At 55.2% G+C, this 11,292-nt stretch carries 11 protein-coding genes; 9 read left to right on the forward strand and 2 right to left on the reverse strand.

The window, feature by feature from the left end:
- Positions 1-146: 146 nt before the first annotated feature.
- From trhO to CA832_RS02885, 9 genes are all read left to right on the forward strand, one after another.
- Positions 147-1,211 carry an oxygen-dependent tRNA uridine(34) hydroxylase TrhO gene (gene trhO / locus CA832_RS02845; RefSeq protein ID WP_088340040.1) on the forward strand — a complete coding sequence of 355 codons (1,065 nt, stop codon included), beginning with the start codon at positions 147-149 and terminating at the stop codon, positions 1,209-1,211.
- A gap of 142 nt (positions 1,212-1,353) precedes the next feature.
- On the forward strand, positions 1,354-2,517 hold the full coding sequence (locus tag CA832_RS02850; protein ID WP_088340041.1) for a PSP1 domain-containing protein: 1,164 nt from the start codon (positions 1,354-1,356) through the stop codon (positions 2,515-2,517).
- Positions 2,510-2,995: a gliding motility lipoprotein GldH gene (locus CA832_RS02855; RefSeq protein ID WP_088340042.1), complete on the forward strand. Its 486-nt coding sequence runs from the start codon at positions 2,510-2,512 to the stop codon at positions 2,993-2,995. The genes CA832_RS02850 and CA832_RS02855 overlap by 8 nt, the downstream gene beginning before the upstream one ends.
- A gap of 4 nt (positions 2,996-2,999) precedes the next feature.
- A complete protein-coding gene (locus CA832_RS02860; RefSeq protein ID WP_088340043.1) occupies positions 3,000-5,348 on the forward strand; it encodes a penicillin-binding protein 1A in 2,349 nt (782 codons plus the stop codon).
- 41 nt (positions 5,349-5,389) lie between these two features.
- Positions 5,390-6,091: a CoA transferase subunit A gene (locus CA832_RS02865; protein WP_088340044.1), complete on the forward strand. Its 702-nt coding sequence runs from the start codon at positions 5,390-5,392 to the stop codon at positions 6,089-6,091.
- Positions 6,092-6,226: 135 nt separating this feature from the next.
- A complete protein-coding gene (locus CA832_RS02870) occupies positions 6,227-6,559 on the forward strand; it encodes a four helix bundle protein (RefSeq protein WP_317042256.1) in 333 nt (110 codons plus the stop codon).
- Between the two features lie 50 nt (positions 6,560-6,609).
- Complete coding sequence (locus tag CA832_RS02875) at positions 6,610-7,263, forward strand: 3-oxoacid CoA-transferase subunit B (protein ID WP_088340046.1); 654 nt, start codon at positions 6,610-6,612, stop codon at positions 7,261-7,263.
- Positions 7,264-7,618: 355 nt separating this feature from the next.
- On the forward strand, positions 7,619-8,140 hold the full coding sequence (locus CA832_RS02880; RefSeq protein ID WP_088340047.1) for a GNAT family N-acetyltransferase: 522 nt from the start codon (positions 7,619-7,621) through the stop codon (positions 8,138-8,140).
- A gap of 18 nt (positions 8,141-8,158) precedes the next feature.
- Entirely contained in the window at positions 8,159-9,316 is a 1,158-nt protein-coding gene (locus CA832_RS02885; protein WP_088340048.1) for a serine hydrolase domain-containing protein, read from the forward strand.
- Here the strand turns inward: CA832_RS02885 and CA832_RS02890 are convergent.
- The gene (locus tag CA832_RS02890; RefSeq protein WP_233131718.1) at positions 9,313-10,461 is read right to left on the reverse strand and encodes a methionine aminotransferase; all 1,149 of its coding nucleotides are present in this window, start codon (positions 10,459-10,461) and stop codon (positions 9,313-9,315) included. The two genes, CA832_RS02885 and CA832_RS02890, sit on opposite strands and share 4 nt — an antisense overlap.
- Before the next feature lie 76 nt (positions 10,462-10,537).
- Positions 10,538-11,284, reverse strand: a complete 747-nt coding sequence (locus tag CA832_RS02895; protein ID WP_088340049.1) for a succinate dehydrogenase/fumarate reductase iron-sulfur subunit — start codon at positions 11,282-11,284, stop codon at positions 10,538-10,540.
- Positions 11,285-11,292 lie beyond the last annotated feature (8 nt).

Below are 11,292 nucleotides of genomic sequence, written 5' to 3' on the forward strand. Positions count from 1 at the left end.
ATTTCACTAAATTGCTATGAAGGAGAAAGTTTAAGTGCGGTCCTTCGAGCCCCGATTCTCATATCGGGGCTCTTTTTTTGCCTGTATTCCAAAGCTTTGCATACATTTGCACCTCAATATTCTTTTGTCTAACACATTGGTATAGCATGCAACTGTACAATACGTTAAGCGCAAAGGAAAGGGAAGCCCTATTGGACGAGGCCGGGAAAGACCGGCTTACGATCTCTTTCTATCAGTATGCGCGCATCGGAAACCCTCAACTATTCAGAGACTACCTGTTTATTCACTGGGACGCACTGGACGTCCTGGGCCGGATTTATGTAGCCCGAGAGGGCATCAACGCCCAACTCTCCGTTCCGGCAGAGAATTTCCACGCCTTCAAGGCCCATCTGGACAGCATCACCTTCCTCAATGGGGTGCGGCTGAATATCGCGGTGGAACAGGACAACAAATCCTTCCTTAAACTCAAGGTCAAGGTGCGTCACAAGATTGTGGCGGATGGGCTTAACGACGATGCGTTTGATGTTACCAACAAGGGAATCCATGTCAACGCCGAACAATTCAATGCCCTGATAGAGGACCCCGATGCCATTGTGGTGGATATGCGGAACCACTACGAGAGTGAAATCGGGCATTTCGAGTCCGCCATCACCCCGGATGTGGATACCTTCCGGGATTCCCTCGACCAGATTGAGGAGGCCCTAAGCGATTTCAAGGAGACCAAGAAACTGGTCATGTACTGCACCGGCGGGATCCGCTGCGAAAAAGCAAGTGCCTACTACAAGCACAAAGGCTTTACCCAGGTGTACCAGCTGGAGGGCGGGATTATCGAGTATACCCGGCAGGTACGGGCCAAGGAACTGGAAAATAAATTCCGCGGCAAGAATTTCGTTTTCGACCGCCGCCGGGCCGAACGTATTTCGGACGAGGTCATAGCCCATTGCCACCAGTGCGGTAACCCCTGCGACACACACGTTAATTGCGCCAATGAAGGTTGCCACCTGTTGTTTATTCAGTGCGAGGATTGCGCCAGGGAAATGGACCACTGTTGTTCGGATGCCTGCAAAGAGGTTGTTGCCCTTCCGCAGGAAGAGCAGAAAAAGCTCCGCAAAGGCAAACAGAAGAGCAACCTGATTTTCAAAAAAGGGCGTTCTGAGGTGCTGAAGTTCAAGAAGGCCCCGGAGCAGCCGGTTGCCGGGCAGGTGCACTAGCCGTTCCCGTCAGGCCCCCGACTTCCTTTTTGGCACAGCGTCCTTGCAGTGCCGAAATTGTCCTATATTTACGGGAGAAATCAAGTATGAACCCAATTCCGGCCATTGTTACTGCAATTGGCTTGGAATCAACATATAAAGGATGGGGTGTAGCAGTTGTTCAACCGGTTCGGATGGACAGCCGCGCGGGTGTAGGAACAATGGAACCTGTGGTTCGGACGGATGCAACAAGCTCACCGTCTTCGACTGGCTTTCCAATATGTCCCTTCCCGCCGGACAACAGGCTTTCGACGCGGTTGAGGTCAGGTTTAAGAACAGCAGAAAGGAATTTTACCGGAATTCAGAGGGGCTTACCCTCTCCATAGGCGACGTGGTGGCCACCCAGGCCAAATCCGGTCACGATGTGGGCATTGTAACCCTAACCGGGGAGCTGGTTCGGGTGCAGATGCGCAGGAAAAAGGAATCCCCGGAAGCCAACCTTCCCAAGATTTATCGCAAAGCTACCCAACGGGATATCGACAAGTGGCAAAAGTGCCGCGGCCAGGAGGAGGAAATCAAGAAGCGCTCGCGCGAAATGGCGATTATCCTGGGCCTGGACATGAAGATTTCCGATGTGGAATTCCAGGGGGATGGCTCCAAGGCGACCTTCTATTATACGGCCGAAGACCGGGTGGATTTCCGCCAGCTCATCAAGGATATGGCCAAAGCCTTCGGTATCCGGATCGAAATGCGGCAGATAGGCTACCGGCAGGAAGCCCAAAGGCTGGGGGGCATAGGCTCCTGCGGACGGGAATTGTGCTGCTCTACCTGGCTTACAGATTTCCGCTCGGTGAGCACGGCTGCAGCCCGCTACCAGCAATTGGCCCTTAACCCCCAGAAACTCGCCGGGCAGTGCGGCAAGCTCAAGTGCTGCCTGAACTACGAACTGGACACCTACCTGGATGCTTTGAAGGACTTTCCGCCCACCGATACCCGGCTACATACCGAAAAAGGGGTGGCCTTCTGCCAGAAAAGCGATATTTTCAAAGGGGTACTTTGGTTCTCCTACAAGGATGACCCCAGCAACTGGCATACCCTCACCAAGGAACAAGTCCTGGAAATCCTCGAAAAGAACGCTAAAAAGGAAAAGGTCAGCAGCCTGGAGGAAGTCGCCTCCCGTAACTTCCAGCAGGACGACCTTACCTTCGAGAACCCGGTAGGCCAGGACAGCCTCACCCGGTTCGACCGGCCAAAGAAGGGCCGACGCCGCAACAAAAACCGAAACAAGCGGAAAAACCGCTCCAAAGGAAGAGTAAACAATGGGTAGGCTACTGACAGGATTCTTTATTGTACTGATCGGTATGGGCTGCACGAAGGGTGTCGAATATGCCCAGTACCAGAGCACGGATTCGGGCAGCTGGCACCGGGACCAAATAATGGAATTCCAGTTTGAACCCGCAGATACCCTGGCACATTACAGCGCCTTTATCCTGTTGCGCAACGACAATGCCTACCCCTACAGCAACCTGTTTCTCATTGCTGAACGCACCGGCCCGGACGGAGAGTCCCAGCGCGACACCCTGGAATACGAAATGGCGGATCCTGCCGGGAACTGGATGGGTTCCGGCACCGGGAGCGTGGTGGAAAACAAATTGGGATATATCAAAGACGTCGTTTTTCCCGTTAATGGCGTATATACGGTACGCATTTCCCACGCCATGAGGCGAAATGGCAGCGTGGAAGGTTTGGAAACCCTCCCGGGCGTACTCGATGTGGGGCTGCAACTGGAATTGAATCAAGAGTAATTCTATGGCAAAGCGAACCGTCAAGAAAAAACAAAAGACCTCATTCTGGCCGTTTATCAAGTGGTTCTGGATCCTGTTTGCCACAGGGGTCCTGTTGCTTGCAGCCGTTTTCCTCCTGGCCTCCTGGGGTGCCTTTGGCGAAATGCCCACCTTCGAGCGCCTGGAGAACCCCCAAACCAACCTGGCCACTGAAATCCTGGCCTCGGACGGTAAAACCCTTGGGAAAATATACCTGGAAGAAAACCGGACGGACGTCCCCTTTGGCGAATTGCCGGAGAACCTGGTCAATGCGCTTATCGCCACCGAAGACGCGCGCTATTACGAACACTCGGGTATCGATGCACGGGGCACCCTGCGGGCCTTTGTTTTTTTGGGCCAGCGCGGTGGAGCCAGTACCATTTCCCAACAGTTGGCACGGCAACTTTTTGTGGGGGTGCGTTCGCGCAACCTGATGGAAGCCGTCACCCAAAAGATCAAGGAATGGGTCATTGCTACCCGCCTGGAAAGGAACTACACCAAGGACGAGATCATTGCCATGTACCTGAACATTTACGATTTTGGGCACAACGCGGACGGCATCCGCTCCGCGGCCCGGATCTATTTCGGGAAGGAACCGCGCGACCTCAAGACAGAGGAATCTGCCGTTTTGGTGGGGATGCTTAAAAACTCCTCCCTCTACAACCCGCTCAGACGGGAAGAACTCGTTTTGAACCGGCGCAACACCGTCCTAGCCCAGATGGAGAAGTACGGCTACCTCACCACGGCAGACCGTGACTCCCTTACGGCCCTGGATATGGACATCAACTACAACCCGGAAACCCACAGCCAGGGCCCGGCCCCTTATTTCCGGATGTACCTGCAGGGCTGGCTCAAGGATTGGATCGAGAAGAACCCCAAACCGGCCCTGGAAGGGGAACGGGACAAGTGGAACATCTACCTGGATGGGCTTAAGGTATATACCACCATCGATTCCCGCATGCAGGCCAACGCCGAAGCCGCCGTTTACGAGCACATGAAACGCCTGCAGGCGGAGTTTTTCGTCCAGAATACCCCGGAACGAAACCCTACGACCCCTTTCCTGGAATTGGAATCTGAGGAAATCCGTACCATCATGGAGCGGGCCATGAAGAACTCCGAGCGCTGGCGGGTAATGAAGCGGGACGGCTACTCCGAAGAGGAAATCCGCAGTTCCTTCAACCAGAAAACCGAGATGACCGTCTTCGACTGGACGGCCGCTCCTACGTACGAGAAGGACACGGTCATGACCCCCATGGACTCCATCCGTTACTACAAGACCTTCCTGCGGGCGGCCATGATGTCCATGGAGCCCCAGACCGGCCATGTAAAGGCCTGGGTGGGCGGGATCAACTACCGCCATTTTCAGTACGACAACGTCATCCAGGGCGCCCGCCAGGCAGGCTCCACCTTTAAGCCTTTCGTCTATGCGGCCGCCATTGACCAGTTGCGCCGCTCCCCCTGCGACGAATTGCCGGATACCCAATACTGCATCGAGGCCGAAAAGCACGGCAACCCGGAACCCTGGTGCCCCAAGAACTCCGATGGGAAGTATTCCGGTAAAAGCTATACCCTCAAGGCAGCCCTGGCCAATTCGGTGAACACCGTTACGGCCCAGCTGATAGATGAGGTAGGGCCCAAGCCCGTTGTGTCCATTGTGAAAAACCTGGGGCTGACCCGGGAAATCCCGGAAGTACCCTCCATAGCCTTGGGTACCCCGGACTTCAACGTCTATGAGATGGTAGGCGCCTACGGGGCCTTTGCCAACCAGGGCGTGTATGTTAAACCGGTCATGGTTACCCGGATCGAGGACCGCAATGGGACCGTGCTCTATGAATACACCCCGGAGACCAAGGACGTCCTGAGCCAGGATGTGGCCTATGCCATGGTGGACCTCCTTAAAGGGGTTACCGAGGGCGGGTCCGGTACCCGGTTGCGCCATTCCTTCAATGTGAACAACACCGTTTACAAGGAGATCATTACCGGGTATCCCTATTCCTTTGAAAACCCCATCGCCGGAAAAACCGGGACGACCCAGAACCAGAGTGACGGGTGGTTTATCGGAATGGTGCCCAACCTGGTAACCGGGGTTTGGGTAGGCGGGGAGGACCGCGCCACCCACTTCCGCAGTATCCTCTACGGACAGGGCGCTTCCATGGCCCTTCCCATCTGGGGCCTCTACATGAAGGCCAATTACGCCAACCCGGACCTGGAGGTCTCTACGGAGGACTTCGAAGCCCCTGAGGAACTCAGTATCCGGGTGGATTGCAACAAGCCCGTGGAGGAGGAAGAGGAAATCGACGACCTGGAAGACGATTTGGACGATATCGATTTTTAAATCCGATTCCGGCTTCGTAACTTCAGGGAAGCAACACCAATATGATACGGAAAACAGTAGCTAATGCACGGGAAGCCCTGCAAGGGGTGTCCGACGGGATGACCCTTATGTTAGGGGGCTTCGGGCTTTGCGGCATTCCCGAAAACGCCATTTCCGAACTGGTGCGGCTCGGAGTCCGGGACCTCACCTGCATCAGCAATAACGCCGGGGTAGACGACTTTGGCCTGGGCCTGTTGTTGCAGCAACGGCAGGTCCGGCATATGATTTCCTCCTATGTGGGGGAAAACGACGAATTTGAGAGGCAGATGCTCAGCGGCGAGCTGCAGGTGACCCTGACCCCCCAGGGGACTTTAGCCGAAAAATGCCGTGCCGCCCAGGCCGGGATCCCGGCATTCTTCACCCCGGCCGGGTATGGGACCGAGGTAGCCGAAGGCAAGGAAACCCGGGAGTTCAACGGCAAGATGTACGTGATGGAGGAGGCCTTCAAGGCCGATTTCTCTTTTGTTAAGGCGTGGAAGGGGGACGAGGCCGGAAACCTCATTTTCAAGGGGACTGCCCGGAACTTTAACCCCTGTATGTGCGGGGCGGCGAAGGTTACCGTGGCCGAGGTGGAAGAACTACTCCCGGCAGGAGCCCTGGACCCCAACCAAATCCACATCCCCGGGATTTTTATCCAACGGATCTTCCAGGGGGATGGATATGAGAAAAGGATTGAGCAGCGGACGGTGCGCCAGAGAACTTAATGTGCAAATGTGCAAATGTGCAAATGTGCTAATTAGTATCGATCTGCGCCATGAAGGTGATGGGAAGTTGCATTATGTTATTACATCTTAAGGGGCTAATGGCTTTGATGTTCTATGAGCTCCCGGAATCAGAATGTGATCGTTGAAAAGGTTTTCAAATTTTCTTTGGAATTAATTCCGTTTACAGAAGCTCTTAGAAATGCCGGCAAGTATGAGATGAGCGTTCAATTATTCAAAAGCGGCACATCTATCGGGGCCAATGTTTTTGAATCTCAGAGCGCAGAGAGTAAGCAGGACTTCATCCACAAATTGAAAATAGCATCTAAGGAAAGCGAAGAAACAAAGTATTGGCTAAAGTTATGTGCTGCTTTAAAGGCCTACCCTAAACCAAACAAAGATTTATTATCCGAGTTGATCGAAATACAAAAAATCCTGGCAAGTATTATAAGTACCAGTAAACGGAATTGAACCTATAGAATTAGCACATTAGCACATTTTCACATTAGCAAATTCAAACCATGCTCGATAAAAACGGAATCGCCAAACGCATCGCCAAGGAAGTCCAGGACGGATATTACGTAAACCTGGGTATTGGGATTCCCACCCTGGTAGCCAATTTCGTGCGGGACGATATTTCGGTGGAATTCCAGAGCGAAAACGGGGTGCTCGGCATGGGGCCCTTCCCCTGGGAGGGAGAGGAGGACCCGGACCTGATCAATGCAGGCAAACAAACCATTACAACTTTGCCCGGGGCTTCCTTTTTCGATTCCGCCTTAAGTTTTTCCATGATCCGGGGAAGGCATGTAGACCTTACCATTTTAGGGGCTATGGAGGTGGCCGATAACGGGGACATCGCCAACTGGAAAATCCCCGGGAAGATGGTCAAGGGGATGGGCGGTGCTATGGATCTGGTAGCTTCTGCGGAAAATATCATCGTTGCCATGATGCACACCAACAAGGCCGGGGAGTCCAAACTGCTGAGCCGGTGTACCCTGCCCCTTACCGGGGTGGGATGCGTCAAAAAAATAGTGACCAATCTGGCTGTACTTGAGGTAACCCCTGAAGGCTTCCTGCTCCTGGAGCGGGCACCCGGAGTATCGGTTGCGGCCATTCAGGAGGCCACCGAAGGCCGGCTGGTGGTGCCGGATTCCGTGCCGGAAATGGCGCTTTGATCCCAAAGCCCTGACATCCGTTCGTCGATGTCGCAAAAAACATCCGGGGTTTGACCACAAAAGCCCTGGAATTCACAACATTCCTCAGGTTTTTTCCCTTGTGCTTTCTATATTAGGGCGACGGTTTCAGACCGCAGTTTTCGAACATCCCACAAACCAAATCGAGCTATGGAATCGCAAGTGAATCAAATGCCGAAGCAAAAGGAAGTCCAGGTCTACCACAACGACTTTATCAGTGGTATGCTTCGCCTGGCAAAGAAATTGTTTATGCTTTAGTCGTTTACATGTCTTAGGAGGCCCCTCCCCGGAGGGGCTTTTTTTATGCCCGTATTTCATTGTTCCCTACCTTTAGGCTATGGAGCAACCCCCCAGCCTCAGAAGGTGCGAGCCCGAAGCCGTAGATTCGCTACGGGAGCTTTCCATCGAGACCTTTACCGATGCCTTCGCCGCAGATAATGATCCGCAGGATTTTGACGCCTACCTCGAAAAGGCCTTTAATACCCAACAATTGAGCGCCGAATTAGCGCGTCCCGGTATGCGCTTTTATTTCCTTATGGTAGGGGAGGCCCTGGCGGGCTATTTCAAGATCAATACCGGGAAGGACCAGACCGAACTCCAGGAAGCGAGCGGGATGGAATTGGAGCGGATTTACGTGCGCACCCGATTCCAGGGCAGGGGCCTGGGCGCCTGGATGCTGCAGCAGGTAAAGCAGATGGCCAAAGGGGAGGGTAAGGCCTACCTCTGGCTGGGTGTCTGGGAAAAAAACACCCGGGCCATTGCGTTTTACCGCAGCCATGGTTTTGTTATTTTTGATAAGCATCCCTACTATATCGGCTCGGACCGGCAGATGGACTGGATGATGCGACTGGACCTCTAACCCCCAAAACCCAACCCTATGAGAACACGCATACTGGCTTTGTTTTGCCTTGCCCTCCTCAGCACTTCCGGCCTGTTGGCCCAAAATTGGTATTACCCGTCTTTCGGGGCCGCCTGGGAAACCCGGGCCCCCGAAACCTATGGCTGGGATGCAGAGGCCCTGCAAGAAGCCGTTGCTTTTGCCGAAGGGAATGAATACACCGGGTCCAGGGACCTCAGGCAGGCCATCCTGGAAGGTTTCAGGCGGGAGCCCTACCATGAAATCCTCGGCCCGGTCAAGAAACGGGGCGGCCCTGCCGGCATGATCCTTAAAAACGGGTACCTGGTGGCCTCCTGGGGAGACACCCGACGGGTCGATATGACCTTCAGTGTAACCAAGAGCTTCCTCTCCACCGTTGCCGGCCTCGCTGTAGACCGGGGGATGATCCCCGGTACGGATTCCAGGGTGGGGGAAACCATCTGGGACGGCACCTTTGAGGGGGAGCACAACGGGAAGATCACCTGGGCACACCTGTTGCAGCAGAACTCCGATTGGTCCGGTACCCTCTGGGGCCTGCACGATTGGGCGGACCGCCCACCCAACGAAGGGGGGATAGACGACTGGCGCAACCGGAAACTTATAGAACCCGGGACCGTTATGGAGTACAACGATGTTCGGGTCAACGTGCTGGCCTACTCGCTCACCCACTTGTGGCGGGCCCCATTACCGGCAGTTCTGAAATCCGATATCATGGACCCCATTGGGGCGTCCACCACCTGGAGGTGGTATGGCTATGACCATGCCTGGACGGTTATCGACGGCTACAAGGTCCAGTCGGTTACCGGAGGCGGGCATTCCGGGGCCGGGATTTTTATCAGTGCAGAGGACATGGCGCGTTTCGGGCTGTTGTTTCTTTCCAACGGGAAATGGGACGGGAAGGAATTGCTCAGCGAGGCGTGGATCCGGGAGGCTACCACCCCGTCTGCCCCCAACCCGAATTACGGGCACATGTGGTGGCTTAACCAGGCCGGACCCCGGCAATGGGAAGGCGTGCCCGAGAGTGTCTATTATGCCGCCGGTTTTGGCGGGAATTTCATTGTGGTAGCCCCCGAGCAGGACGTGGTCATGGTGCTGCGGTGGCTGGAGCCGTCCCAGATCGGGTCTTTTGTAGCGCAGGTCTTTGACGCCATGCGCTAGAGGTTCCTCAGGATTGCCGCCGCCTTTTCCAGGGTCTCCCCGGATTTGGCGAAGCAAAAGCGCAGTTGGCGGTGGTCTTCCCGGTTGAGGTTGAACACCGAGATGGGGATGGCTGCAACCCCGTGTTCCCGGGCCAGCCTTCGCGCAAATACCGTATCGGGTTCATCTGAAATCCCACTGTACTCCAGGAGTTGGAAATACGTGCCTGCCGCGGGTCGGAACCGGAACCTCGAGCCTTCCAGGGCCTGCAGAAAGGCATCCCTTTTTTCCTGGAAAAAAGCACCCAGGTTCAGGTAGCGCTGCGGGTCTTCCATATAACGGTATACGGCCCGCTGGGCCGGGTGGTTCACCGAGAAGACAATGTACTCGTGGAGCTTGCGGAATTCCCGCATCAGCGGTTCCGGGGCCATGCAATAACCCAATTTCCAGCCGGTAACGTGGAAGGTTTTCCCGAAGGAAGCACAGATAAAGCTCCGGTCCTTCAGACCTGGGAATTTGCAAAAGCTCTGGTGCTCTTGCCCGTCAAAAACCAGGTGCTCGTAGGCCTCGTCGCTTAAGACCAGGATCTCGGTAGGGGCCAGCAATTCTTCCAGGCGTTTCAGGTCCGCTTCCCCCAGGACGGTCCCGCTGGGGTTGTGGGGGCTGTTGAGGATCAGCATCCTTGTACGCGGCCCGATGGCCTCTTGCAGCCCCTCCCAATCGATGCGGAACTGCGGTCCCTGGAGTTGCAGGAGAACCGGTACCCCGCCATGGGCCTTTACGGCCGGCTCGTAACAGTCGTAGGCCGGTTTAAAGACGATGACCTCGTCCCCTTCCCGAATGGTGGCTGCAATGGCCGTAAAAATGGCCTGGGTGGCCCCGTTGGTTAGGGTAATTTCCGTTTCGGGGTCATAATGGGCCCCATAGAGGTCCCGTGTCTTGGCTGCGATGGCTTCCCGCAGGGAAAACAACCCGGCCATGGGGGCATACTGGTTATGGCCCTCCTGCAGGGCTTCCTGCATGAGGCGGACCAGCTCCGGGTCCGTGCCGAAATCCGGGTAGCCCTGTGCCAGGTTGATGGCCCCGGTCTGTCGGGCTACCTGGTTCATGGTATCGAAAATGGAAGGTTCCCACTGTGGGAGTTTAGACGCAATAGGGGGTATCACAGGCCGATGACTTTCCTATAAAAATAAGAAACCCCCACCGATTCCGGCAGGGGTTTATCTATTATATAAAGCGGTCTTAGCCCTTGGTGGCAGCCATGAGGTACTCCCGGTTCATCCGGGCGATGTTCTCCAGGGAAATCCCCTTGGGACATTCAATCTCACAGGCCCCGGTATTGGTACAGTTCCCAAAACCTTCCAGGTCCATCTGGCGGACCATATTCAGTACCCGCTCGGTGGCCTCCACGCGGCCCTGGGGCAACAGGGCAAACTGGGATACCTTGGCCGAGGTAAAGAGCATGGCACTGGCGTTTTTACAGGCCGCCACACAAGCCCCGCAACCAATACAGGCAGCGGCATTGAAGGCATCGTCTGCGGCCTCTTTCTCAATAGGGATGGCGTTGGCGTCCACGGTGTTCCCGGAGGTGTTCACCGAGATATACCCACCGGCCTGCTGGATGCGGTCGAAGGACGACCGGTCTACCATCAGGTCCTTGATCACCGGGAAAGCTGTTGCCCGGAAGGGTTCTATGACAATGGTGTCGCCGTCGCTGAATTTGCGCATGTGCAGCTGGCAGGTGGTGATCAGGCGGTCCGGCCCGTGGGGCTCCCCGTTGATCATCAGGGAGCAGCTCCCGCAGATCCCTTCCCGGCAGTCGTGGTCGAAAACTACGGGGTCTTCGCCTTTTTCCACCAATTGCATATTCAGTACGTCCAGCATTTCCAGAAAGGACATGTCCCCCTCAACCCCGTCGATGGGGTACTCTACCATTTTGCCCGGGGACTTTGCATCCTTCTGGCGCCAAATTTTAAGTAAAAGCTTCATAGGCTTTA

It is taken from the genome of Robiginitalea sediminis (assembly GCF_002198115.1).
GTDB classification, from domain to species: Bacteria; Bacteroidota; Bacteroidia; order Flavobacteriales; family Flavobacteriaceae; genus Robiginitalea; species Robiginitalea sediminis.

What these genes read in the sequence shown, in the direction of transcription:
- CA832_RS02860 (WP_088340043.1), top strand. Translation starts at nt 3,000, where the DNA reads ATGGCAAAGCGAACCGTCAAGAAAAAACAAAAGACCTCATTCTGGCCG.
- trhO (WP_088340040.1), top strand. Translation starts at nt 147, where the DNA reads ATGCAACTGTACAATACGTTAAGCGCAAAGGAAAGGGAAGCCCTATTG.
- CA832_RS02855 (WP_088340042.1), top strand. Translation starts at nt 2,510, where the DNA reads ATGGGTAGGCTACTGACAGGATTCTTTATTGTACTGATCGGTATGGGC.
- CA832_RS02850 (WP_088340041.1), top strand. Translation starts at nt 1,354, where the DNA reads ATGGGGTGTAGCAGTTGTTCAACCGGTTCGGATGGACAGCCGCGCGGG.
- CA832_RS02865 (WP_088340044.1), top strand. Translation starts at nt 5,390, where the DNA reads ATGATACGGAAAACAGTAGCTAATGCACGGGAAGCCCTGCAAGGGGTG.
- CA832_RS02885 (WP_088340048.1), top strand. Translation starts at nt 8,159, where the DNA reads ATGAGAACACGCATACTGGCTTTGTTTTGCCTTGCCCTCCTCAGCACT.
- CA832_RS02880 (WP_088340047.1), top strand. Translation starts at nt 7,619, where the DNA reads ATGGAGCAACCCCCCAGCCTCAGAAGGTGCGAGCCCGAAGCCGTAGAT.
- CA832_RS02895 (WP_088340049.1), bottom strand. Translation starts at nt 11,284, where the DNA reads ATGAAGCTTTTACTTAAAATTTGGCGCCAGAAGGATGCAAAGTCCCCG.
- CA832_RS02875 (WP_088340046.1), top strand. Translation starts at nt 6,610, where the DNA reads ATGCTCGATAAAAACGGAATCGCCAAACGCATCGCCAAGGAAGTCCAG.